The sequence below is a fragment of the Micromonospora sp. LOL_024 genome (assembly GCF_048060415.1).
Taxonomy (GTDB): domain Bacteria; phylum Actinomycetota; class Actinomycetes; order Mycobacteriales; family Micromonosporaceae; genus Micromonospora.
The window spans coordinates 243,341-267,510 of sequence record NZ_JBHMIS010000002.1; the positions used below are offsets into that span (position 1 = coordinate 243,341).

The 24,170-nt window shown below is 71.5% G+C and carries 22 protein-coding genes; 6 read left to right on the forward strand and 16 right to left on the reverse strand.

All coding sequences use genetic code 11. The annotated features are described in order from the left end of the window. Positions 1 to 187 precede the first annotated feature (187 nt). From ACFHWY_RS04960 to ftsY, 5 genes are all read right to left on the reverse strand, one after another. A complete protein-coding gene (locus ACFHWY_RS04960; protein WP_416578879.1) occupies positions 188 to 2,536 on the reverse strand; it encodes a [protein-PII] uridylyltransferase in 2,349 nt (782 codons plus the stop codon). A gap of 12 nt (positions 2,537 to 2,548) precedes the next feature. Next, positions 2,549 to 2,887: a P-II family nitrogen regulator gene (locus tag ACFHWY_RS04965; RefSeq protein WP_170147604.1), complete on the reverse strand. Its 339-nt coding sequence runs from the start codon at positions 2,885 to 2,887 to the stop codon at positions 2,549 to 2,551. A gap of 25 nt (positions 2,888 to 2,912) precedes the next feature. Next, positions 2,913 to 4,175 carry an ammonium transporter gene (locus ACFHWY_RS04970; RefSeq protein WP_416579026.1) on the reverse strand — a complete coding sequence of 421 codons (1,263 nt, stop codon included), beginning with the start codon at positions 4,173 to 4,175 and terminating at the stop codon, positions 2,913 to 2,915. Between the two features lie 281 nt (positions 4,176 to 4,456). Next, positions 4,457 to 5,320, reverse strand: a complete 864-nt coding sequence (locus ACFHWY_RS04975; protein WP_416578880.1) for an aminoglycoside phosphotransferase family protein — start codon at positions 5,318 to 5,320, stop codon at positions 4,457 to 4,459. A 6-nt stretch (positions 5,321 to 5,326) separates the two neighbouring features. Then, on the reverse strand, positions 5,327 to 6,514 hold the full coding sequence (gene ftsY, locus ACFHWY_RS04980) for a signal recognition particle-docking protein FtsY (protein ID WP_416578881.1): 1,188 nt from the start codon (positions 6,512 to 6,514) through the stop codon (positions 5,327 to 5,329). Positions 6,515 to 6,683: 169 nt separating this feature from the next. Here ftsY and ACFHWY_RS04985 point away from each other — a divergent pair, with 169 nt between their 5' ends. Next, on the forward strand, positions 6,684 to 8,387 hold the full coding sequence (locus ACFHWY_RS04985) for an alkaline phosphatase D family protein (RefSeq protein ID WP_416578882.1): 1,704 nt from the start codon (positions 6,684 to 6,686) through the stop codon (positions 8,385 to 8,387). A 75-nt stretch (positions 8,388 to 8,462) separates the two neighbouring features. Further along, on the forward strand, positions 8,463 to 8,984 hold the full coding sequence (locus tag ACFHWY_RS04990) for a DinB family protein (RefSeq protein ID WP_416578883.1): 522 nt from the start codon (positions 8,463 to 8,465) through the stop codon (positions 8,982 to 8,984). A gap of 6 nt (positions 8,985 to 8,990) precedes the next feature. Here the strand turns inward: ACFHWY_RS04990 and ACFHWY_RS04995 are convergent, their stop codons facing one another. The 3 genes from ACFHWY_RS04995 to ACFHWY_RS05005 form a co-directional block, all read right to left on the reverse strand. Continuing rightward, entirely contained in the window at positions 8,991 to 9,611 is a 621-nt protein-coding gene (locus ACFHWY_RS04995) for an HAD-IA family hydrolase (RefSeq protein ID WP_416578884.1), read from the reverse strand. Beyond that, entirely contained in the window at positions 9,611 to 13,225 is a 3,615-nt protein-coding gene (gene smc / locus ACFHWY_RS05000) for a chromosome segregation protein SMC (RefSeq protein WP_416578885.1), read from the reverse strand. The genes ACFHWY_RS04995 and smc overlap by 1 nt, the downstream gene beginning before the upstream one ends. Positions 13,226 to 13,479: 254 nt before the next feature. Continuing rightward, positions 13,480 to 13,674, reverse strand: a complete 195-nt coding sequence (locus ACFHWY_RS05005) for a hypothetical protein (protein ID WP_092373577.1) — start codon at positions 13,672 to 13,674, stop codon at positions 13,480 to 13,482. A gap of 357 nt (positions 13,675 to 14,031) precedes the next feature. Between ACFHWY_RS05005 and ACFHWY_RS05010 the strand changes: the two genes are divergently transcribed. Together ACFHWY_RS05010 and ACFHWY_RS05015 are read left to right on the forward strand one after the other, a co-directional pair. Beyond that, positions 14,032 to 15,402, forward strand: coding sequence for a CAP domain-containing protein (locus ACFHWY_RS05010; RefSeq protein ID WP_416578886.1), 1,371 nt, complete (start codon positions 14,032 to 14,034; stop codon positions 15,400 to 15,402). Between the two features lie 149 nt (positions 15,403 to 15,551). Further along, entirely contained in the window at positions 15,552 to 16,391 is an 840-nt protein-coding gene (locus ACFHWY_RS05015; protein WP_416578887.1) for an endo alpha-1,4 polygalactosaminidase, read from the forward strand. Positions 16,392 to 16,415: 24 nt separating this feature from the next. On the opposite strand, the gene mutM is transcribed toward ACFHWY_RS05015, so the two are convergent. The 8 genes from mutM to rsmD form a co-directional block, all read right to left on the reverse strand. Beyond that, the gene (gene mutM, locus ACFHWY_RS05020; RefSeq protein WP_416578888.1) at positions 16,416 to 17,273 is read right to left on the reverse strand and encodes a bifunctional DNA-formamidopyrimidine glycosylase/DNA-(apurinic or apyrimidinic site) lyase; all 858 of its coding nucleotides are present in this window, start codon (positions 17,271 to 17,273) and stop codon (positions 16,416 to 16,418) included. Beyond that, positions 17,266 to 18,087 carry a ribonuclease III gene (gene rnc, locus ACFHWY_RS05025; RefSeq protein ID WP_416578889.1) on the reverse strand — a complete coding sequence of 274 codons (822 nt, stop codon included), beginning with the start codon at positions 18,085 to 18,087 and terminating at the stop codon, positions 17,266 to 17,268. The genes mutM and rnc overlap by 8 nt, the downstream gene beginning before the upstream one ends. Beyond that, entirely contained in the window at positions 18,084 to 19,037 is a 954-nt protein-coding gene (locus ACFHWY_RS05030; protein ID WP_416579027.1) for a phosphate acyltransferase PlsX, read from the reverse strand. Before ACFHWY_RS05030 ends, rnc begins: the two co-directional genes overlap by 4 nt. Before the next feature lie 129 nt (positions 19,038 to 19,166). After that, the gene (gene rpmF / locus ACFHWY_RS05035; protein WP_091435485.1) at positions 19,167 to 19,340 is read right to left on the reverse strand and encodes a 50S ribosomal protein L32; all 174 of its coding nucleotides are present in this window, start codon (positions 19,338 to 19,340) and stop codon (positions 19,167 to 19,169) included. Positions 19,341 to 19,345: 5 nt separating this feature from the next. Further along, entirely contained in the window at positions 19,346 to 19,909 is a 564-nt protein-coding gene (locus tag ACFHWY_RS05040; protein ID WP_416578890.1) for a YceD family protein, read from the reverse strand. A 124-nt stretch (positions 19,910 to 20,033) separates the two neighbouring features. Then, on the reverse strand, positions 20,034 to 20,531 hold the full coding sequence (locus tag ACFHWY_RS05045) for a hypothetical protein (protein ID WP_416578891.1): 498 nt from the start codon (positions 20,529 to 20,531) through the stop codon (positions 20,034 to 20,036). Between the two features lie 217 nt (positions 20,532 to 20,748). Continuing rightward, on the reverse strand, positions 20,749 to 21,231 hold the full coding sequence (gene coaD / locus ACFHWY_RS05050) for a pantetheine-phosphate adenylyltransferase (protein ID WP_416578892.1): 483 nt from the start codon (positions 21,229 to 21,231) through the stop codon (positions 20,749 to 20,751). Continuing rightward, positions 21,228 to 21,791 (reverse strand): 16S rRNA (guanine(966)-N(2))-methyltransferase RsmD, encoded by a 564-nt coding sequence (rsmD, locus tag ACFHWY_RS05055; protein WP_416578893.1) that lies wholly within the window; start codon positions 21,789 to 21,791, stop codon positions 21,228 to 21,230. Before rsmD ends, coaD begins: the two co-directional genes overlap by 4 nt. Positions 21,792 to 21,992: 201 nt before the next feature. Here rsmD and ACFHWY_RS05060 point away from each other — a divergent pair, with 201 nt between their 5' ends. Together ACFHWY_RS05060 and ACFHWY_RS05065 are read left to right on the forward strand one after the other, a co-directional pair. Continuing rightward, the gene (locus tag ACFHWY_RS05060; RefSeq protein ID WP_416578894.1) at positions 21,993 to 22,220 is read left to right on the forward strand and encodes a hypothetical protein; all 228 of its coding nucleotides are present in this window, start codon (positions 21,993 to 21,995) and stop codon (positions 22,218 to 22,220) included. Between the two features lie 374 nt (positions 22,221 to 22,594). Beyond that, positions 22,595 to 24,097, forward strand: a complete 1,503-nt coding sequence (locus ACFHWY_RS05065) for a cell wall anchor protein (RefSeq protein WP_416578895.1) — start codon at positions 22,595 to 22,597, stop codon at positions 24,095 to 24,097. Positions 24,098 to 24,170: the final 73 nt, after the last annotated feature.

Sequence of the window (24,170 nt, forward strand, 5' to 3'; positions counted from 1 at the left end):
GGTAACCGTCCCACCCGACCACCGCCTCCTGCCCGCCGGGGGGCAACCAGTGCGGCCGTCGCGGAAACCGCGCGCCGACCCGGCGACCGAGGGTTCCTTCTCGTCCACGCCGGCCGCTGCCGGCGGTTGGGGACGGCTGCTGCTGAGCGGGCCCTCTACTACCGGAGGCGCTAACAGGGCGCCTTCCCTACACGGCGGCCAGGACGGCGGCCTCCAGACGGGCCCGTTCAGGGTCGGAGGGCCACGCGCCGACGAGGTAGAAGGCATCCACCACATCGCCGCCGAGCGTCGCGATCCGGGCCGCCCGGACCTGGGCGCCGGCCGCGTCCAGCGCGCTGGTAACCCGGTACAGCAGGCCGGCGGCATCGGCGGCACGCAACTCCAGCAGCACCGCGTCGGTGGCGGCGTCGCGGTGCCAGACCACCCGCGGCCGGGCCCCGGCTCCCCGCGCCGCCAGGGCCCGGCCACGCAGCCGCTGGGTCACCGAGACGTCGCCGCCTACCGCACGGCGGAGGTCCGCGCTGAGCGCCACCGGGTCCGGCGGCAGCCCGTAACGCGGCTGCACCCGGCACTCGACCAGAGCCCGGCCGTCCACCGTCGAAGCGTCGGCGGCGAGCACCTCCAGCCGGTGCAACGCCAGGCAACCGGCCACCGTCGCGAGCAGGTTCCGCCGGTCGGCCGCGGCCACCGCAACCCGGTCCCCGGTCAGGTGTACCACCGGCAGTGGCCCGGCCACCAGCGCCGGATCCGGTGCCGGCGGCGCGGGTACGGCGCCGGTGTCGAGCGTGGTGCGGACCCGGGCGACCAGTTCGGCGACCAGCCGCCCCTTCCAGTCCGACCAGGCGGCAGGCCCGGTGGCGGCGGCGTCGGCGCGAACCAGCGCGTACAGCAGGTCGAGGGTGGTCACGTCACCGACCGCCTCCGCCACCCGGCCGATGGTGACCGGATCGGCGAGGTCCCGTCTGGTGGCCACCTCGGGCAAAAGCAGGTGCAGCCGGACCAGGATGGCGATCAGCTCCGCCTCCGCCGCCGGCAGGCCGATCCGGGCGGCCATCGCCTCGGCGATCGGCGCGCCCACCGTCGAATGGTCGCCGGGCAGACCCTTGCCGATGTCGTGCAGGAAGGCGGCGAGCAGCAGCAGGTCGGGCCGATCGACATCGCGGGTGTGCCGGCTGGCCTCGAAGGCCGTCTGCACCAGGTGCCGGTCGAGGGTGAACCGGTGCACCGGATTGTGCTGCGGCAGGCTGCGTAGTCGGGTCCACTCGGGCAGCCAGCCGTCGATCAGCCCGTACCGGTCGCAGGTCTCCCAGGCCGGGATCAGTCCCACGCCGGCGCCGAGCAGCGTGGTCAGGGCGTCCCGGGCCTCAGCCGGCCAGGGCGTCGGCAGAGGCGGGCAGTACGCGGCCAGCCACTCGCAGGTGGCCCGGGCGATCGGCAGTCCGGTGGCCGCCCCGGCGGCCGCGACCCGCAGCGAGAGGCTGGGATCGGGGCGGGCACCGATGGCGGTACGGGCCAGCACCAACTCGCCGTCGTGCTCGACCACGTCCCGGGCTACCGGGCGGCGCACCGGCCGACCGTCGGCGCCGCGGCGCCGACCGGAACGCAGCCGGTCGGCGGCCCGGAAGGCGTCGTCCAGGGCGTGGCTGACGGTCCGGGCGTCGCCGGCGACCCGGCGCAGCAGGGCGTCTCCGTCGCCCGGTGCCAGGGTCGCCCCGGTTCGGGGCCGCGGCGTCCCGGACGGTTCGGCCTCCACCCGACCGGGCGGCGCCTGCCGCAGGCCGAGCAGCGCCGCCACGCCGTCACGTTCCTGGGCCAGCAGCCGGTCGACACGCCGGCCGACCTGCTGGTGCAGCGCGTCGCGGGTGTCCAGCAGCCGCAGGTGCGCGGCGTGGACGGCGGGACGCAACGCGTCGGTGATCCCGGCGGTGGCGATGGCCCGCAGGATGCCCACGTCGCGCAGGCCGCCGGCCGCCTCCTTCACGTCGCCCTCCAGCAGAAAGGCCAGTTCACCGTGGGCCGCCCAGCGGGCGGTGGTGCTCTCCCGCAACGGGGCGAGCTGCCGGACGGCCGTGCGCCGCCAGTGGTCGGTGGCGCTGCGGGCCAGCGTGTCGGCGAGTTCGGGATCACCGGCGACGAGCCGGGTGTCGAGCAGGCCGAGAGCGACCCTGACGTCGTCCTGAGCGACCGACAGCGCCTCGGCGACAGTTCGCACCGAGTGATCCAGCCGCAGCCCGGCGTCCCAGATCGGATACCAGAGCGCGGCGGCCATCTCGTCGATCCCGGGCACCCCGGCGTGCACCAACACCAGGTCGAGGTCGCCGTAGGGTGCGCACTGCCGCCGGCCCAGCCCACCCACCGCCACCAGGGCGACGCCTGGCCGGGCCGGCAGCAGCCGGGCCAGCCAGGAGTCGTACGCCTGTGACCGGGATCGGCGCGCCGACGACCCGATCCCGGTCGGTACGCCGATGACCTCGTTGACCAGGAGTTCGGCACCACGAATCGGCTCCGAGGCTTCCTTGGCGGTCAACGAGGTCATCGATTCTGTTCTCTACAGAGCGTCCAGGCCGCGTTCGCCCGTGCGGACCCGGACGACCTCCTCGACACCGGTCACCCAGACTTTGCCGTCGCCGATCTTGCCCGTCCGGGCGGCTCCGACCACGGCGTCCACGATCTTCTCGACGTCGATCTCGTCGGTGAGCACCTCCACCCGGATCTTGGGCAGGAACTCGACGGTGTACTCGGCGCCCCGGTAGACCTCGGTGTGGCCCTTCTGTCGTCCGTAGCCCTGGACCTCACTGACGGTCAGTCCGGCCACGCCCAACGTGTGCAGGGCCTCCTTGACGGCGTCCAACTGGTGCGGCTTGATGACCGCGGTCACCAGCTTCATGTCCAACCCCTCCATTCCGAGTACGTTAGCCGGCGACCTTCTCGCTTACCGGTTTGCTGGGCTCGGCCTTCGACGTGGCCGTTCCGGCGATACCCGCGGCGGCGAACGCGCCGCCGCCACCACCCGTCGTGCTGAACTCGTACGCGCTCTCCGCGTGCTCGGCGTTGTCGATGCCCTCGACCTCGGCGTCGGCACTGGCCCGGAAGCCGATGGTCTTCTCGATCGCGAAGCCGATGATGAAGGCGACCACGAACGAGTAGGCCAGCACGGCGACCGAACCGAGGGCCTGCTTGCCCAGCAGCGCGAGGCCGCCGCCGTAGAGCAGACCGTCGTTGCCCTCCCCGGCCAGCACCTCGATGGCCAGGAAGCCGATGAGCAGGGAACCGATGATGCCGCCAACCATGTGCACGGCCACCACGTCGAGCGAGTCGTCGTACTTGAGCCGGTACTTGAGGCCGACCGCCAGGGCACAGACGACACCGGCGATGACGCCGAGCGCGATGGCGCCGAGCGGCTCCAGGAAGGCACAGGCCGGCGTGATGGCGACCAGGCCGGCGATGGCGCCGGACGCCGCACCGAGGGTGGTGGGCTTGCCGTCCCGGATCTTCTCCACCAGCAGCCAGCCGAGCACCGCGGCGGCGGTGGCGACCTGGGTGTTGATGAAGGCGATCGCGGCGGTGCCGTTGGCCGCGAGGGCCGAACCGGCGTTGAAGCCGAACCAGCCGAACCACAGCAGACCGGCGCCGAGCAGCACCATGGGCAGGTTGTGCGGCTTGAAGCTGTCCTTCGGCCAGCCGACCCGCCGGCCGAGTACCAGCGCCAGGGCGAGCGCGGCGGCACCGGCGTTGATGTGCACCGCGGTGCCACCGGCGAAGTCGAGTACGCCCATCTCGAAGATCCAGCCGCCGCCCCAGACCCAGTGCGCGACCGGGAAGTAGACCAGGGTGGCCCACAGGCCGGCGAAGAGCAGCCACGGGCCGAACTTGGCCCGGTCGGCGATCGCACCACTGATCAGCGCGACAGTGATCACGGCGAACATCAACTGGAAACCGGCGAACAGCAGGTCGGGGATCCCGCCCTCGGTGCCGCTTTCCAACATCCCGCGCAGGCCGGCGGCGGAGAGATCACCAGTGATCCCGCCGACGTCCTCGCCGAATGCGATGCTGTAGCCGTAGAACACCCACAACAGGCTGATCAGGCCGATCGCGCCGAAGCTCATCATCATCATGTTGAGCACGGACTTGGATCGCGTCATGCCGCCGTAGAACAGCGCCAGGCCGGGCGTCATGAGCAACACCAGCGCGGCAGAAGTCAAAATCCAGGCGGTGGCACCAGAATCTAGCTCCGGCACGCTGCCTCCTCTCAGGTTGTTTTCCTCCCTCCCGGCATCGCGCAGCATCGCCCGTACGCCGGTTGCGCGGAAGCCTGATAGTCGGCTGTTTCACCCAAGGTCCCCGGCTGGTTTCCAAACCGTGACGGCTTGTTTCCAACGTGTGAAGAAAGTCGCACGCATCGGTGACTTGGTGGGGGGCGGATCGGCCTTTCGGTGCGGCGGCGTAACCCGACGGATCACCGCAGGGCGTTCTCGAGGGCCTGTCGTTCGTAATCCAGCAGCCGCAGATCCCGCATCGGCCGGCGCAGGTGCCCCTTGTGCACGATCCGGACGAAGGCCGGCTCCCCCGCCGCTGCCATCCGCCGGATGCCCTCCACATGATCGACGATCCGTTTACGGATGGTCCGGACCAGCCGGTGCCGGTCACGCGGGATCAGCCCGTACGCGTCGGCGAACAGCCGCAGCCGACGCGGCCGGTCCGGGCGCTTCCAGCCCAACGTGATCGAGTCCCGGTCGGCGAAGATCGGCACCCAGGTCCAGGCCGCGTACGCCACGTCGTAGATCCGCGCGCCGGGCGAGGCGAGGTCGAAGTCGATCAGTCCAAGGGTCCCGTCCGGCCGCCAGATCACGTTGTGCGGGGCCGCGTCGTGATGGCAGACGACCTCGGTGTCCGGTGGCGGCGGGCCGAACGAACGCCACACCGCGCGCGGCGGCGGTACGAAACCGTACTGGGCGTCGTGGAACATCCGCAGCATGGTGGAGACGGTGACCAGTGCCTCGTCGGTGACCCAGTGCGGAGCCAGCGGATACTCGCCGCACTCCCCCTCCAGGTACGACAGCACCTCCCGGTTGCGCTCGTCCATGCCGAGGGCACGGGGAGCACCGGTGAACCCGACGTACTCCAGGTGACGCAGCAGGGCGTGCACCGACGGCGTCCACGGCCCGGCGTTGCGCCGCACCGTGTCGCCCACCCGCACCACGGTGCTCACGTTCCCACCGTGCAGGGGTATCTCCTGCGAAGTCACGTACGGTCTCCCGAGGCGCTGCGACGGGTGGCTCGGGTCGCGCCAGCCCGCGTACGCGCGATCGTCTCTGGTCACCCGAGGTTACGCGGCCGGACCGGAGGATTCGGTACCCAGCAGCGCGTCGACGAACTGCGCGGGGTCGAACGGCGCCAGGTCGTCCGGCCCCTCGCCGAGGCCGACCAGCTTCACCGGGATGCCGAGCTTGCGCTGTACCGCGATCACGATGCCACCCTTGGCGGTGCCATCGAGCTTCGTCAGCACCACCCCGGTGACGTTGACCACCTCGGTGAAAACGCGTGCCTGCTCCAGGCCGTTCTGGCCGGTGGTGGCGTCGAGCACCAGCAGTGTCTCGTCGATCGGCCCGTGCTTCTCCACCACCCGCTTGACCTTGCCCAGCTCGTCCATCAGGCCGATCTTGTTCTGCAACCGGCCGGCGGTGTCGACGAGGACGGTGTCGACACCGGTCTGGATGCCGCGCTTGACCGCGTCGAAGGCGACGCTGGCCGGGTCGGCGCCCTCCGCGCCACGAACCGTCTCGGCACCGACCCGCCCGGCCCAGGTCTCCAACTGGTCGGCGGCGGCGGCCCGGAAGGTGTCGGCGGCGCCGAGCAGCACGCTGCGGCCGTCGGCGATGAGCACCCGGGCGATCTTGCCGCAGGTGGTGGTCTTACCCGCGCCGTTGACACCAACCACGAGCAGCACCGCCGGTACGCCGCTCTTCGGCGCGGTGTGCAGGGAACGGTCCAGCCCGGGGTCGAGCGCGTTGACCAACTCGGCGGCGAGCAGGGCGCGCAGCTCGGCCACCGATCGGGTGCCCAGGACCCGGTTGCGCTCCCGCAGCCGGTCGACGATCTCCCGGGTGGCGTCGACGCCCACGTCGGCTGTGATCAGGCTGTCCTCGATCTCCTCCCAGACGTCCTCGTCGAGCCGGTCACGGCTGAGCAGGCCGAGCAGGCCCTTGCCGAGGACGTTCTGCGACCGCGACAGCCGGGAGCGCAGCCGGACCAGCCGGCCGGCGGTCGGCTCGGGCACCTCGACGGTCGGTGCCGGCGCCTCGACGACCGGCGGCTCGACCAGGACACCGGTGGACAGATCGGCCTCCGGCGCCTGCACCGGCGGCCCGGCGAGGTCCTCCTCCGCCCGGGTGTCGACCTCCGTCCGCGGCAGCGGCGGCCCCGGCCGTCGACGCAGCCGCGGCACGACCAACCCGATGCCGCCGAGGATCAGCACACCGAGCAGGGCGAGAGCGATGAGGAGGTATTCCGTCATGCCGGAATCCTGTCAGATGCCGACGACCGCGTCTCAGCCACCGCTCCCGGCCACGCCCGGACGGGAGCCGGCACCGGCTCGGGACGCGGCGGTAGTCTCGGCCACGCCAGCAGTGTTGCGCCGCCGGTCGGGTACTAGCGGATGAAGCTCTCTCACTTGGAGGTCCTGCATGCCCGCCGAGCTGCTTATCGGCCCCCTGCTGCGCCGGGTCGTCGGCACTCGCGCCACTGTGTGGGTCGAGACGACGGCGCCAGCGGTGGTCACCGTCCGCACAGCCGACGGTGCCACCGGCGCCGCACCCACCTTCACCGCGTACGACCATCACTACGCGCTCGTGGTGCTCGAAGGACTCACCCCGGACAGCACCACGCGCTACGAGGTGCTGATCGACGACGAGGTGGTCTGGCCGCTGCCGGACAGCCGCCTCCCGCCCAGCGTCATCCGTACCCGCGCCGCCGACGACCGCGACCAGCCGGTCCGGCTGCTCTTCGGCTCCTGCCGGGAGACCACCCAGCACGCCACCACCCGCAAGCTGCCGCCGGACGCGCTCGACGCGTACGCCCGACGGGTGCTGGCCGACCCCGACCCGGCCGCCCTACCCGACCTGGTGCTGCTCCTCGGCGACCAGGTCTACGCCGACGAGACCTCGCCGACCGTGAAGCGCCTGCTGCGCCGCCGACGGCGACGCCCCAAAGGCGCGCCCAGTGACCAGGTGGTCAGCTTCGACGAGTACACCAAGCTCTATCTGGAATCGTGGAGCGACCCGGAGATACGCTGGCTCTTCTCCACCGTGCCGAGCGTCATGATCTTCGACGATCACGAGATCATCGACGACTGGAACACCTCGGCCTCCTGGCGGGCGGAGATGCGCGAGCAACCCTGGTGGGCCGAGCGGATCGCCAGTGGCCTGGCCTCCTACTGGGTCTACCAGCACCTGGGCAACCTTTCCCCCGACGAGATCGCGGCCGACCCGGTGTTCGCCAAGGTGAGCGCCGCCGAGGACGCCACCGGGGTGCTGCGCGAGTTCGGTGAGCGGGTCGACACCGAGGCCGACCTGGCCCACGACACCGAACGCTGGCGGGCGGTGCAGTACCAGTGGAGCTACGCGCTCGACCTGGGCCGGACCCGGCTGGTGATGCTGGACAGCCGGTGCAGCCGGGTGCTGCTGCCGGGCCGGCGGGCCATGCTGCCGCCCGGCGAGTGGTCGTGGTTCGTCGACCGTGCCCACGGCAACTACGACCACCTGGTGGTCGGCACCTCGCTGCCCTGGCTGCTGCCGCCCGGCATCCACCACGTCGAGGCGTGGAACGAGAAACTGGCCGACTCATCCCGGCCCTGGGTCGCCGGGCTGGGGGAACGGCTGCGGCGCGCACTCGACCTCGAACACTGGGGTGCGTTCCGCCGCTCGTTCGACGCCCTCGGCGCGTTGTTCGCCCGCATCGGCAGCGGCACCCCCGGCACGCCCGACGACCGCAAGGGTGCCGGGCCGGCGTACCCGCCTCCGGCGTCGATCAGCGTGCTCTCCGGTGACGTGCACCATTCCTACGTGGCCCGGGTCCGCTTCGCCGGCCTCGCCGTACACACCCCCGTACACCAGCTCACCTGCTCGCCGATCCACAACCAGGTGCCGGCCGGGATGCGTCCGCTGATGCGGCTCGGCTGGGCGCGCGGGCCGGCCGGGGCGGCCCGCGCCCTGGCCCGCACCGCCGGAGTGCGCCGCCCGCTGGTCAAGTGGCGCAAGCTGGCCGGGCCGTACTTCGGCAACGCGGTGGCCACGCTCACCCACACCGGGCGCGCGGCCGAGGTGACCATCGAGGGCACCACCAGCGACGGCCACCTCCGCGAGGTCGCCCGCCACCGCCTGACGAAGTGAAAGGACCCCCGGTCAACGAGCGACCGGCGCACAAGCCAGTCGGCCGCTGTCAGACCGGGACGCGAGGATGCCCGCATGACCTGGAGAGCGTCGGAGATCGCCCGGACCCCTGTGCCCTACGTCGGCGACGAGCGCACCATGCTCGAAGGCTGGCTCGCGTACCACCAGCAGACCCTGCTGCTCAAGTGCGCCGGCCTGACCGCCGACCAGCTGCGCGCCGCGACCGTCGAGCCGTCCGGGCTCACCCTGCTCGGGTTGGTGCGGCACCTGGCCGAGGTGGAGGCCTGGTGGTTCCGGGAGAACTTCGCCGGTGAGTCGGTCGACTACCCCTACTTCACGGAGGAGGATCCAGACGCCGACCTCGACGTCAGCGACGCCGACGCCGAGGCCGACTTCACCACCTACCACCGGGAGCTGGCGCTGGCCCGCGCCGCCGTCGCCGGCCGATCGCTCGACGAGACGTTCACCGAGGTCGGGCGCAAGGGGCGGACGTTCAACCTGCGCTGGGTCTACGTCCACATGATCGAGGAGTACGCCCGGCACAACGGGCACGCCGACCTGATTCGCGAACGCCTCGACGGGGCCACCGGCGAATGACCGGCCTCAATACGCCAGTGCCGCCCGCAGGTAGCGAAGGTCGGCGGGGCCGCTCCACCTGTGTGCCGCCAGCCGCGCCACCCGGGCGCCGCTGACGGCCCGGTCCTCGTCGTCGACGAAGAGCACCCGGGAGGGCGCGGCCTCCAGCGCCTCGCAGGCGGCCCGAAAATACTCCGGCGCCGGCTTGTGCACCCCGAGCACCGAGGAGTTGACCACCACGTCCAGCTCGCCGACCAGGTCGAGCGCGGCCAGGTCGGCGTCGAGCAGGTCGGTGGCGTTGGTGCCGAGCCCGACTCGGATGCCCGCAGCCCGTACCTCGCGGATGAACGCCAGCACGTCCGGGTCGACCTCGCCGCGGTAGCGCTGCCACCGCGCGACCGCGGCACGGGCACGCGCGGCGTCGCCCACCGACGGGGTGAGCGCGTCCGCCACGCTGGTCATCCAGTCGACGTGGTTGACCTGGCCGGTCAGCGCCGGTTGCAGGCGGTCCCACTGCATGGCGATCTCGGCGAGCACGCCGCCGGAGAGCCCGTACTCACGCTCCACACCCGCGGCGACCGCCGGATCCCAGCGACGCAGTACGCCGTCGAAGTCCACCAGGAGCGCCGTCGCACGTTCCCGAACCACTAACCGTTCTCCTCGCTGCGGCCCGGCCGCTCTTCGTCCCCGTCGGCCCGGTTGAGCCGTTGACTGATGACCTGGGTCACGCCGCTGCGCATCGTCACGCCGTACAGCGCGTCGGCGATCTCCATGGTCCGCTTCTGGTGCGTGATCACGATCAGTTGGCTCTTCTCCCTCAGCTGCGCGAGCAGGGTGATCAGCCGACCCAGGTTCACGTCGTCGAGTGCCGCCTCGACCTCGTCCATGATGTAGAACGGGCTGGGCCGGGCGCGGAAGATGGCCACCAGCATCGCCACCGCCGTCAATGACCGCTCGCCACCGGAGAGCAGCGACAGCCTCTTGATCTTCTTGCCGGGCGGGCGGGCCTCCACCTCGACGCCGGTGGTCAGCAGATCGTCCGGGTCGGTGAGGATCAGCCGGCCCTCCCCGCCGGGGAAGAGCACGGTGAAGACCTGTTCGAACTCCCGGGCGGTGTCGGCGAAGGCGCTGGCGAAGACCTCCAGGATCCGTTCGTCGACATCCTTGACCACGGTAAGCAGGTCACGCCGGGTCGCTTTGAGGTCCTCCAGCTGCTCGGAGAGGAACTTGTAGCGCTCCTCCAGGGCGGCGAACTCCTCCAGCGCCAGCGGGTTGACCTTGCCCAGCAGGGCCAGTTCCCGCTCGGCCTTGGCGGCCCGCTTCTCCTGCACCGGCCGCTCGTAGCGGACCGGCTCGGGCACCGGCAGGCCGTCGCGTTCCGCGGCGGCCACCTCGGCCCCCGTCGGTGGTACCGGCTGGCCCGGGCCGTACTCGGCGATCAGCATCTCCATGGTCAGGCCGAAGTCCTCGGCCGCCTTCGCCTCCAACTGCTCGATGCGCAGCCGCTGCTCGGCGCGGGCGACCTCGTCCCGGTGCACCTGGCCGGTCAGCCGCTCCAGCTCCGCGCCGAACCGCTTCGCGGCGGCCCGCGCCTCCTGCAGCTCCGCCTCACGGGTGGCCCGCTCGCGCGCCACCGCGTCCCGGTGCTCCTCAGCTTGGGCGATGCTGGCGGAGAGCCGACCCAGCACCTCCCGGGCACCACCGGCGACCGCCCGAGCGATGGCCGCACCTCTGGTCCGGGCGGCCCGCCGTGCCGTGGCCCGCTCCCGCGCCGCCCGCTCCGCGCCGGCCTGCCGACGCAGTGAGTCTGCCCGCCCGGCGATCGAGGCGACCCGCTCCTCCGAGGTGCGCACCGCGAGCCGCACCTCCATTTCGTTCTGCCGGGCCTGCGGGACCATGGCGGCGAGTTGGTCGCGTTCCTCGGTGGAGGGCTCGGCCTCGATGGGGGTGGCCTCCGCCAGCCGCAGCCGCTCCGCCAACTCGGCCAGGGCGGTCAGGTCCCGTTCCCGGACCGCCTCGGCGCGGGACCGGGACTCGCCGAGCCGGTCGGTCTCCGCCTTCGCCGACCGGGCGGCAGCCCCCAGCTCGGCCAGCCGGCGGGCGGCGGCGTTGCGGTGGCTCTCCGCCTCCCGCTTGGCGGCGGCGGCGTGCTGCACCCGTTCCTTGGCCTCGGCCACCACGGTCCGGGCGTCGACCAGCTGGGCACGCAGCTCGGCGCTGGTCCGCTCGGCGGCGAGCCGGTTGGCCCGAGCATCCTCGACGGCCGCCTGCACCTCGATGTAGCTGGGTGCCTTGGCCGACCCGCCGGCCGCCGCGTACGCACCGACCACGTCTCCCTCCCGGGTGACCGCGCGCAACTCCGGGTTGCCGGCCGCCACCTCGGCGGCGGCCGACAGATCGTCCACCAGCACCACGTCGCGCAGCGCACGATGTACCGCAGGGCGAATCTGCGTGTCGCACTCGACCAGGTCAGGCGCCCAGTGCGCGCCGTCGGGAAGTTTCGGCCGCAGTGCGTCGGCCGAGCCGGACATTCCAGCTCCGGCGGGACTACCGACGAGCAGCCCGGCCCGCCCGGCGTCGGAGATCTTCAGCAGGCGCATCGCCTCGACGGCCTCGTCGACACCGGCGACCGCGACCGCGTCGGCCAGCCCGTCCAGCGCGGCGGCGACCGCCGCCTCGTGGCCCGGGGCGATCGTGAGCAGGCCGGCGAGGCCGCCCAGCAGACCAGGTACCTGGTCGGCGCGGGCCAGCAACGCCCCGGCGCCGTCCTTGCGGCGCAGCCCGAGGGCGAGGGCCTCCTCGCGGGCCTGCCAACTGGCGGCGTCCTTCTCCGCTGCCCGTTCCGCGTCGGAGAGGGACCGGGCCACCGCCTGTGCCCGTTCCTGGCCGGCGACGGTCTCGGCGTGCCGGGCGTCCAGGTCGGCGTTGTCGCGGTCCGCCTCGGTCGACTGCTCGGCTACCGCGTCCAGATCGGCCTGGGCCCGATCGGCCCGGACCAGCGCGTCGGTGTGCGCGGCGGCGAGCCGCTCGATCTCCTCGCCGGCGCTGGTGGTCCGCGCTCGGGCGGAGTTCACCTGCCCGGTGAGCCGGGCCAGTCCCTCCCGCCGGTCGGCGATCGCCTTCGCGGCGGTGACCAGCTCCCGCTCGGCGGCGGCGAGCTGACGTTCCAGCTCCTGCCGGTGCTCCACCGCCTCGGCCAGGCGGACCTGGTCGTCGGTGAGCGCCTCGCGCAGCTCCTCCTCCTGCTCGCGGATCCGTTCGGCCTCGGCCTCCAGCTGGTCCGGATCACGACCCGGGCGCTCGTCGTCCGGTGTGGCAGTCAGGTGCCGTAGCCGCTCCACCGCGAGCTGCTCAATCGAGCGGAATCGCTCCTGTAGGGCCGAGAGCTTGTACCAGGTGTCCTGGGCGGCGGCCAACCGCGGCGCGTCGGAGGCTAATGTCTCCTCCAGCTCAGCGAGGCGGGACTGCACCTCGGCGTGCTCGCCCTCCACCTGCTCGCGCCGCTGCCGCAGCGCGGTCTCGTCGGCGATCTCCTTGTCCAGGGTGGCCCGCAGGGTGGCCAGGTCGTCGGCGAGCAGGCGCAGTCGGGCGTCGCGCAGGCTGGCCTGAATGACGGCGGCCCGCCGGGCCACCTCGGCCTGCCGGCCGAGCGGCTTGAGTTGACGGCGCAGCTCGGCGGTCAGGTCGGTGAGCCGGTTCAGATTGGTCTGCATCGCGTCCAGCTTGCGCAGCGCCTTTTCCTTGCGCTTGCGGTGCTTGAGGACGCCGGCCGCCTCCTCGATGAACGACCGCCGGTCCTCCGGTTTCGCGTGCAGCATCCCGTCGAGTCGCCCCTGGCCGACGATGATGTGCATCTCGCGGCCGATGCCGGAGTCGGACAGCAGTTCCTGAATGTCGAGCAGTCGGCAGGAATCACCATTGATCTCGTACTCGCTCTCGCCGGAGCGGAACATCCGGCGAGTGATGGAGACCTCGGTGTACTCGATCGGCAGGGCACCGTCGGTGTTGTCGACGGTGAGGGTCACCTCGGCCCGGCCGAGCGGCGCCCGGCCGGCGGTGCCGGCGAAGATGACGTCCTCCATCTTGCCTCCGCGCAGCGCCTTCGCGCCCTGCTCGCCAAGCACCCAGGCGATGGCGTCGACGACGTTGGACTTGCCGGAGCCGTTCGGGCCCACCACACAGGTGATCCCCGGCTCCAGCTTGAACGTCGTCGCGGAGGCGAAGGACTTGAAGCCCTTCACCGTCAGGCTCTTGAGATGCACCTTCTCGATCCTCGTCCGGTGGCCGCCGTACCGTCGCCCGGCTGCGCGGACCCTGGTAAACCCGCAGACTAACCCGGGGCCGGGCCGGGCGCGCGACACGACCCGCCTGCCGGTCGCCGCGCGCCGTACGGCTCCGGCAGTGGCACCGGACGACCCATGCCGGAAGGGTGTGCACAGAGCTGCGCGCCGGCACATCGTGTCGGCGCGCTTTGTACGGTGGTGCTGTTCAGTTGTCGCGACCAGGTGGTTCGGGTTCAGGTCAGCGCGGGCTCGGCCAGACGAAGCAGGTCGTCCGCCTCCGCCGCAGCCGCCGCGAGCCGATCGTTCTCGGCGCGCAGCCGGGTGACCTCGAACTCCAGAGACTGGACCCTGGAACGCAGTCGGGTGACCTCGTCGAGCAGGCGCCGGTCGGGCGCTGCGCCTACGTGGCCGTAGAGGGCCTTCGCCATTCTTTACTCCTTGATTTGCGCTGCCGGATGGCCGGCCAACGCGCGCCCTGTATACGCGACTACCATTCCCGCGAATTCTGGGCATGGCCGGGCGCGACCGGCGACACCTCCATATTGAGCCGACAGCCCCTGCTTCGTCAAGTTTTCGCAGGCCGTAGATCATCTCGGCGTCGACCTGACCCGTCACCGGGGCGGCTGCCACGAGGCGCGGACACGCTCTGTCCGGACACCCCAACTCTACGCCGACGAACAGGGGAACACCTCACCCAGAGGTACTGACTCGCCTTAACTCTTCCTTAGCCACATTGCTGCTGCTCAAGACCACCACGTAGCGTCACCCCGGCCCACAACCGACCCGTGGAGGCGACAGGCGTGCACGGCTGGAACGATCCGATCGACCCGGACGGCGGCTCCCGCCGACCGGAACCGCCGACCCACGACCCGGCCTGGCTGACCGACCGACCGGCACCACGGTCGCCATACCTGTTCGGCGACGAGCCGCAGAGGCCGTCCGACGGGTGGGACCGCGACCAGCCGACCGAGCAGTGGCGGGCCACCGACCCGGCCGCCTCGTACCAGCAAGACACGGGACGGCACTACCAGGACGGCGGGCGCCACCACGACAACGGGCGCTACCAGGCCACAGAGCCGGCGGGCGGACATTACGAACCGTCCACCGACGGCTGGGCGACGGACCGATTCACCGGCATGGTCGACCACCCGACGGCCCCCCACGCCGTGGACCGGACCGCATACCACAGCACGCCGCAGGCCGGCGCCTACGACCTCGGCGCGTACGAGACCCCGGGTCAGCAGTACACCGGTCAGCTCGGCCGGTACGCCGAACCGGACCCCTGGCCTGGCTTCGGCACACCGGACGCCTCCACGGCAGTGGTCGGGACCGACCATCAGGACACCGAACCGGCCCGGACCCGCGGCCGGTCGCGCCGACTACGGCGCCCACTCGTGATGGGCGGAGCCGCCGCCGCGGCCACCCTCGTGGTGAGCATCGGCGTCGCGGCCCTCGCGCTGCCCGGTGACGACGGTCCGACCGGCACCACTGCCGGCGAGGCTTCCGCCGCCACCACGCCGGCGCTGCCCTCGGAGGACGAGGTGGTCCCCTTCGACTCGCTCGACACCGAGAGCCCGAGCCCCAGTCCGAGCGTCTCCCCGAGCACCGCGTCGCCGTCACCGAGCCGCACCACCAAACCCGAGCCGACGCCCGCGCGCAGCACCGCGGCCTCCCGGGTGGCCGGCGACCGCCAGGGCAGCCCGAGCCGTGGCGCCACCGCCAGCCCGTCCACCGCCAGCCCGTCCACCCCCAGCCCGTCCACCACCAGCGGCGCCACCTCGGAGACGACCCGGGTCGTCGAGCTGGTCAACGCGGAACGGGCGAAGGCCGGCTGCGAGGCGGTGAGCATCGACCAGAAGTTGACGACCGCGGCCCAGCGGCACAGCCAGGACCAGGCAGACCACCAGAACATGTCACACACCGGCAGCGACGGTAGCGAGCCCAGAGAGCGGATCGACCGGGTTGGTTACGTCTGGCGCACCTTCGGCGAGAACGTGGCCTGGAACCAGCAGACGCCGGCGGCGGTGATGGATGCCTGGATGAACAGCGACGGACACCGGGCCAACATCTTGAACTGCAGCTTCACCGAGATCGGTGTCGGCGTGGCGAGCAGCAACGGCCCGTACTGGACGCAGGTGTTCGCCGCGCCGCGCTGACCCGTGGGCCCGCCGGCACTACCGGGTGCCGATCCCGTCCGGCTGCGAGTCCTTGTCGGGTCTGTGCTCGTTTGACCGGGTGAGGTACGCCAGGTTCGGCGTACCGGCTCGGGCGGCCCGGTGCCGACCCGCGACCTGCGGAGCTGGCGATGCGGATCAGGCTGGGCTGGCGGCGGGCACCGTGGCTGGGCCGGGCATTGTCTGCCGGGCTGGCGGCCATGCTGCTCGCCCCGGTCACCGCCTGCCAGCCGGACATCACGCCGTCCGGCTCGCCGACCGACTGGCCGGCCGCCTCGGCTCGACACTGGCAGTGGCAGTGGCAACTGGCCGGGGTGCTGGACCCGGCGGTCGAGGCCGACGTGTTCGTGCTCGACCCGGTCGGTACGACGGCGGCACAGACCGCCGAGCTGCACTCGCGCGGCCGCCGGCTGGTCTGCCAGGTACACGTCGGATCGGTCCACCCCGTCGACCTGGACGCGAGCCGGTATCCGGCTCGGGTCCGCGGCGTCCCGTCGGCCGGTACCGGGCGTAGCTGGCTGGACGTACGCCAGTGGGACACGCTACGCCCGGTGCTGGCCGACCGGTTCCGGCTCTGCCGGGGCAAGGGCTTCGGTGCGGTACTGCTCGCCGACGCCGACGGCTACGACCGGCGCTCCGGCTTCCCGCTGGAGTTCGACGACCAGTTGCGGTTCAATCGCCGGGTGGCCACGCTGGCCCGTTCACTCGCCCTCTCCCCCGGCCTGCTCGGCGCCCTGCCGCAGGTCGCCGCGCTGGCGCCGGACTTCGACTTCGCGGTCAACGAGGAGTGCGTACGCCTGACGCAGTGCGCCAAGCTGCTGCCCTTCGTCGACGCCGGCAAGCCGGTGTTCCACGTCGAGTACGCCGGCGTCCCCACCGATTTCTGCGTGACCAGCGTGGGCTACGGTTTCGCCTCCATCCGCAAGAACCGCACCCTGGACGCCTGGCGCCTGCCCTGCCCACGACCGTGAGACCACCCGTCCGGGTTTCGGGGATCAGCCGCGCAGCGAGCCCCGGGGCCGCGGTTGGCAGCGCGGGCAACTGTACGACGACCGGTTCATGAACGCCTCGCGGCGGATTGGCGTGCCGCACCGGCGGCAGGGCTGCCCCTCACGTCCGTACGCGTTCAACGCCCGGTCGAAGTAGCCGCTCTCCCCGTTGACGTTCACGTAGAGGGCGTCGAAGCTGGTGCCGCCCGCGGTGATCGCCTCGCCGAGCACGTCCCGCACGTGCGCGAGCAGCCGCCGGACGGCCGGGCCGGTCAGTGCGTCGGTGGGGCGGGTGCCGTGCAGTCCGGCCCGCCACAGCGCCTCGTCGGCGTAGATGTTGCCCACGCCGGAGATCAGGCTCTGGTCGAGCAGTGCCCGCTTGACCTCGGTGCGCCGGCGGCGCAGCGCGGTGACGAACTCCGCGTCGGAGAACTCGTCGTCCAGCGGGTCCCGGGCGATGTGCGCGATCTCGGCCGGCACGGTGCCGCCGCCCTCGCTGACCGACAGTCCGCCGAACGTACGCTGGTCGACGAAACGCAGTTCGGGGCCGTCGTCGGCGAAGCGGAACCGAACCCGTAGGTGCGCCTCTTCGGGCGCGACCGCCTGCTGCAGCAGCAGTTGCCCGGACATCCCCAGGTGTCCGACCACCGCGTCACCACTGTCCAGCGGAAGCCAGAGGTACTTGCCGCGGCGTCGGACGTCGAGCACGGTCCGGCCGGTCAGGACGTCGGTGAAGTGGGCACCGCCGGGCAGGTGCCGGCGAACGGCCCGAGGGTGCCGCACCTCGACGGATGAGATCCGGCGGCCGGTGACCCACCGCGCCAGCCCCTGCCGGACCGTCTCCACCTCCGGCAGCTCAGGCACCGCGCGCCTGGAACTCGACCTCGCCGACCAGCTCCCGACCGTCTCCGGCCGCCGCGTTCGCCTGGTCGTCCGCCGGCTCCGCGGTGTCGTCCGCGCCCGTGTCGGGCTGCTCGGTGAGGATCCGCCAGGCGGACGCCGCCGCCCGCTGCTCGGCCTCCTTCTTGCTGCGCCCGTTGGCGCCGCCGTAACGGTTTCCGGCGACCACCACCCAGGCGGTGAAGGTCTTCAGGTGGTCCGGCCCGGCCCCCTCGATCCGGTACTCCGGCACACCGAGACCGAGGGCAGCCGTCAGCTCCTGCAGGCTGGTCTTCCAGTCCAGCGCGGCACCCCGGCCCGCCGACTCGGCCATCAGCGGATCGAACAGTCGATGGATCACCATGGCGGCGGTGTCCAGCCCGTACTGGAGGTAGATCGCACCGAGCAGCGCCTCCAGGGTATCGGCGAGGATGCTCGCCTTGTCCCGGCCGCCGGTGGTCTCCTCACCCTTGCCGAGCAGCATGTACGGGCCGAGCCCATCCGGACCCATCCCGCGCGCCACGTCGGCGAGCGCACGCATGTTGACCACGCTGGCCCGCAACTTGGCGAGCTGGCCCTCCGGCAGGTCGGGGTGGTTCTCGAAGAGCGCGGTCGTGATCACCACTCCCAGCACCGAGTCGCCCAGGAACTCCAGGCGCTCGTTGGTGGGCAGCCCGCCGTTCTCGTAGGCGTACGAGCGGTGGGTGAGGGCCCGCTCCAGTAGTGCCGGGTCCAGTGACACGCCGAAGGCGGCCTCCAGGTGGCCGATCGAGGGCCGCCGGCGCTTGTCATTGTTCATGATGTGCGTACCTCGGTATCGGTCGTGCGGTCGGTGCGGTCTCCGGCGATCAGCGCGGTGACCTGGTCGGTGGCGTCCTGCCGCCAGAGATGGGCGGCCAGGGCGATGCCGGAGGTGATGTCTTCGGCGCGAGCGGCGCCATGGCAGACGACCACCGTCCCGGCGACTCCGAGCAGGGCGGCCGCCCGCGGCGCACCGCCGCCGGGCGGCGAGCCGCCGGCCATGGCAAATGCGCCCTCGACGGCCTTGAGCAGCACGTTACCGGTGAACCCGTCGGTGACCACCACATCGGCGCGGGTGCCGAGGCAGACGTCGTACCCCTCGACCAGCCCGACGTAGCGGGCGTCGCCGGGTAGGCCGGCCGTGCTGAGCATGGGGTCGGCGAGCCGCCTGGCCCGGTCGCCCTTGCCGGATTCGGTGCCGACGGAGAGCAGCCCGACGCGGGGCGCGGGCACGCCGTGGGTGACGGTGGCGTACGCGGCGCCGAGCACGGCGTGCCGGGCCAGCGTCGTCGGGTTCGGCTCCAGCGATCCTCCGACGTCGAGCAGCACCACCGGCCCGGAGACGGCAGGCAGCACGGCGGCGAGGGCCGGGCGCCGGACCTGGGGCCAGCGGCCGAGCCCGAGGGCGGCGGCCGTGACGGTGGCGCCGGTGGCCCCGGCAGAGACCAGCGCGTCGGCGTGACCCGCGCGCACGGCGGCGACGGCAGCCCGAACGGTCGTCTCGGTGCTGGCGACACGGGGACCGTCGGTCATGTCGGCGGCGGTGTCCGCCGGTCGCACCGTGGTGCGGGCGCGTTGCGCCGAGTCGAGGGCGTCGATCAGCGCGCCGGCAACCAGGGTCGGGCCGACGAGAAGTAGGTGCAGGTCCGGGTCGGTACGCAGAGCCCGCAGAGCGCCGTCCACCACCACGTCGGGAGCATCGTCCCCGCCGAGGAGGTCAACGGCGATCCGTGCGGTGCCTGGCCCCCTGGCGACGCCGGCCGGTGAGTGCCGGCCGGCGTCGGCGGGAGCATCAGGCGATCGCCGGGGTGTGCGCGCGACCCGACCTGTGGTCGGAGGCGTCACTCGGCGTCCAGGTCAGACCTCGAGGACCTGGCGGCCGTTGTAGGTGCCGCAGACGGAGCAGGCGGCATGCGGCAGCTTCGCGGACTTGCACTGCGGGCAGGCCACGGTCGCGACCGCCGCGGCCTTCCAGTTCGCCCGGCGGGACCGGGTGTTGCTGCGCGACATTTTGCGCTTGGGGACGGCCACGGTTCTTACTCCTCTGTACGGGTCAGTTTCGACAGGCCCGCCCAACGCGGGTCGACCTGCTGGTGGCTGTGGTCGGCCGGCAGATCGTCCCCGTGCACCCCGCAGTCGGGGCACAGGCCGGGGCAGTCCTGGCGGCAGAGCGGATTCGTCGGCAGCGCGAGCACCACCGCGTCCCGCGACGTCGGTTCCAGGTCGATCAGGTCACCCTGCATGCGACCGACCTCATCTTCCTCGGTGGTGGCGTCCGTGGTGCTGTTCTCGTAGGCGTACAGCTCCTGGATCGTCACCGTCACCGAGTCGTTGATCTCGCGCAGGCAGCGCCCGCACTCGCCCCGGATCGGACCGCTGACGGTCCCCGACACGAGCACGCCCTCGGACACCGACTCCATCCGCAGATCGAGGTCGAGGTCTGCGCCCTCCGGCACGCCGATCAACTCCACGCCGAGGTCCGATGGTGCCGGGACCACCCGTTCGACGGTACGCAAGGCACCAGGCCGGCGCGGGAGCTCCCTCGTGTCGAGGACCAGCGGTGACCTGGGGTCGAGTGAATTGGGTGAATTCTTGGGCATAGTTCAGACTCCGGCCGGTGAGAGGCCGACAAGCGAGGTTACCTGGGCGGACACCCCAGCGTCGAACCGGGGCCGACCAGCAGCCCTTGCCGGCGCTGCGCGGTGACGGTGGCGGTGGTGCCGCTCAGAAGGGCAGCGGCCGCTCCGCCTCGTCGCCAGCGAACGTACCGATCTCGCGCAGCGCGTGCATCTTGTCCCGGCCGCGCTCTATCGAGGCCAGTGCCCGGGTGAGGAACTGCTCGAAGTTGGCCAGCGCCGTGTCGACGTAGTCGTCGACCTCCTCGCGCAGGCGCTGCGCCTCGGCCCGGGCCTCGGAGATGATCCGGGCGCCCTCGTGCTCGGCCGAGACGGTGATCTCGTTCACCGAGACCAGGCGGGCGTGTTCCGCCTCACCTTCACTGATGATCCGGTCGGCCTCCCGCTTGCCGGCCTCCATGATCTTGTCCCGTTCCTCCAGCAACGCGGCGGCCCTGCGCAGGTCGGCGGGGAGTTCGGCACGCATCTCGTCGAGTGCAGCGATCATCTCACCCCGGTCGACCATGCAGTTGTTGCGCGACATCGGGACGGAGCGCGCCTGCTCCACGATGGCGATCAGTTCCTCGATGCGGTCGAGCGGGTCCACCGGTACCTCACTCCTGTCGTTCGTCGGGCCGATCTACATCATGCGGGCCGCGGACGGTTTCCCGCCTCATCCAATGATGTCGTCCTGTGGCCAGCTCGCACCCACCCCTCCCCGGCGCGTCGCCGCGCACCATCCACCTCAGCGACCTCGTACCGATTTTCGCCGCAAAAGCCCTCAATGAGGGCATTAAGCAGCACAAGTGCGAGGAGTGCCGGACTCAGACTGGGGGGACCAGGCGGGCTTTCAGAGCCTCGCGGACCAGGTCGGGGACATGGGAGGTGACGTCGCCGCCCCACTTGGCCACGTCCTTGACAAGGCTTGAGGAAAGAAAGGAGTAGAGCGGATTGGTGGGCATGAACAGCGTCTCGACCCCGGCGAGGCCGATGTTCATCTGCGCCATCTGCAACTCGTAGTCGAAGTCGCTGACCGCCCGCAGCCCTTTGATCAGCACAGTCGCCCGCTGGGCCCGGCAGAAGTCCACCAGCAACCCGCGGAAGGACTCGACCCGGACGTTGCCGTAGGAAGCGGTCACCTCGCGCAGCATGTCGATCCGCTCCTCGACGGTGAACAGGCCGCTTTTCGACTGGTTGACCAACACGCCTACGATCACCTCGTCGAACAGCCGGCTGGCGCGGCCGACGATGTCGAGGTGACCGTTGGTGACCGGGTCGAACGAGCCGGGACACACCGCACGTCTCATGATCGGCGACCGTACCAAAGGGTGGTCTCGCCGTATCGGCGACCGCGCAGGCCAGTGACGCCTTGCACCCACTCGACCGGCCCACTGCGGCTGGACCGTTCCACCACCACCAACGCCTCCTGCGCGAGCCAGCCACCGTCGAGCAGGGCCACGAGCATCGCGGCGACGTCGCCGCCCGGCAGCGTGTACGGCGGGTCGGCGAAGACGACGTCGTACGGGTCGCCGTCCGGTCCCGCGGCCAGCACCGTGGCGACCTTGCCGGCGGCCAGCCGGGCGGCGGAACCCACCCGCAGGGCCGCCATGTTTCCCCGGATCACCCGGGCGGCGCGCGGGTCGGACTCGACAAGCAGCGCGTACGCGGCCCCCCTGGACAGCGCCTCCAGGCCGACCGCGCCAGAGCCCGCGTAGAGGTCGACGAATCGTGCGCCGTCGAGGTCCGTCTCCGCCTGCACGGCACTGAACAGCGCCTCGCGCACCCGATCGGAGGTCGGTCGGGTACCGGCGCCCGGCGGGGCGCTGATCCGCCGGCCGCCGAGGCTGCCGGCGACGATGCGGGTCACCGCTGGCTCCTGCACATGCCCCGACGCTACGCGACGGCCGTTCGAGGTCGGTCGACCGCCGAATGATCGCTCCGTAGCCAGGCCCGAACCTTCCGCAGATGGAAGATCACGGATCCACCACATGTTCCTTAGGTCTCACTGAAGGCTATGGCGCCTCACGCCGGATGGACAGGGTCTGCGCGGTGTCGGGCAGGAGTAGACGTGAACCGTCTGAACCTCCGGCGCGTCACGGCGGCCGCCGCCGGCGCGCTGATCGGCCTAGCTGGCGTCGCCACCGTCGCCGCGCCGGCCAGCGCACACCACCCTGTCATCAAGGGTGTCGGCTGCAAGCTCGACAACGGAGACGTGAAGGTCGAGTGGACCGTCACGAACAGCGAGTCCCGCTGGGTCGCCGAAGTGGCCGCGCGGGCGCGGCCCTGTTCGTGGTGACCCGTCGTCGTCGACTGCGCTTCACCGCCTCAGCTGAGCTGATCAGAGCCTGATCCGAGGGCGCGTCGACCATCCGGCCGACGCGCCCTCGGCACGTCCACGCCACGCCTCGTGCGTCCGAAGTGGAGCTGGACGCGGGACGAGATCGGGTGATCACGTAGCGTAGATCAATGATCTCACCTTCATAACATGATGCTTAAGCCTTCCTGAAGGCTGTCTCAATCCTCACGTCCTCGCTAAGGTCTGCCGGGTGCCGGCCATATCGCCGCCGGCCAACGGCACGGACAGGCACCCCTCTCTGGCGCGGCACATGCCGCCAGCGCCGTCCGTACCACCCGTGCCGACCCTGACGCATCTTCACCCCGGGAGTACGCGTGATCCGACCCAAGCTGTCGCTGCGGCGACCGCTGGCTGTCCTGGCAGCCGCCCTCATCGGCATGACCGGAGCGGCGGTGGTGGCCACCCCGGCCGCCGCCCACCACACCACCATCACCGCCACCGCCGTCTGCGACCAGCTCAGCGGCGAGCGGGTGATCACGTGGAAGGTGGTCAACAGCGAGCGCAACAAGGCCGCGACGATCAAGAAGGTGACCGCCGAGCCGTCGAGCCCGGTCCAGGTGCTCGTCCCAGGTGCCGAGGCCGTCGACCTGAAGGGCGTGGCCATCAACAGGGGCGGCTTCGTCGAGGCCGTCCAGCGGGTGCCGGGTGACACCGCGAGCGCCAAGCTCACCGTCGAGGCCCGGTGGGACAACCGACGGGTACAGACCAACAGCGGCACCATCAATCTCGACCGCGACGCCCCGTGCCAGCCGGCGCCGAAGTGCATCGATGCCAGCCAGGCGAAGTACAGCCACACCTTCGACGGCCCGAACGGCAAGGCGACCGTCAAACTGGACGGCGACCTGCCGCTGTGCGGCGAGGAGCAGCAGTACTTCACCCTGGTGTCGTACTTCGCGCCGCGCCCGCAGTTCGCCACCCCGCAGTATGTCTACGGCGAGCCGGACAGCAACTTCGTCGGTGGTACCCAGACCGAGATCGAGCTCAACGTCGGAGTCCCGGACTGCCACACGCAGGTCGATCTGATCTGGGGCGGCGTCGACGAGGTCATCGACCCGCTGGTCGACAAGGGCCCGCGCTACGGCTCGAAGAAGCTGGGCGAGAAGAAGGCGCCGGGCAACCGCTCGTCGGGCCCGCCCGGCTGGTACAACGGCGGCAGCAAGAACTGCACCACCCCGGCGTCCACCTTCGCCTCCTCCTGCGACGGCACCGTCACCGTCTCTCTGAGCAACGACGGTTCGATCTCCAAGTACCCGGTGGAGTTCGAGGTCCGGGGTGAGAACGGCTGGTCCAAGACCGTCACCGTCGCGCCGGGCGACGCCAACAACGAGACCGTCGTACCCGCCGAGAACGCCGGCAAGGTCGAGGTGCTGGTCGAAGGCAAGGTCATCGACAACGGGACGTACTCCTGGGAGCGTCCCGAGGACTGCCCGCTGCCCACGGTCACCACCGACGCCGACTGCGAGACCTTCGGGCTGACCGCCTCCAACCCGGAGGGTGGCGTACCGGTCAAGGTGGAGTTCACCTACGGCGACAAGACCGAGACCCGTACCGTCGAGCCGGGCTCCTCGGAGAAGGTCACCTTCCCGGCCGGCGAGGAAGAGGCGGCTCTGGTCGTCCTGCCCGAGCTGGGTCTGGAACTTGAGGTCATCTACGCGCCCGAGGGTTGCGGTGGCGGTGGCGGTGGCGAGGAGCCCCCGGGTCTGCCGGTGACCGGTGCCGCGGCCGGCGGCATCGCCGCGGGCGCCGTCGCCCTGCTGGCGCTGGGCGCGGTGCTGTTCGTGTTGGCACGGCGTCGGCGGGTCCACTTCACCGCCTGATTTAACCGTTGAGGTGGGGCCCCTGCTCTACCGCATGCGTTAACAGGGGCCCATCCTTACACAACGTCTGAGG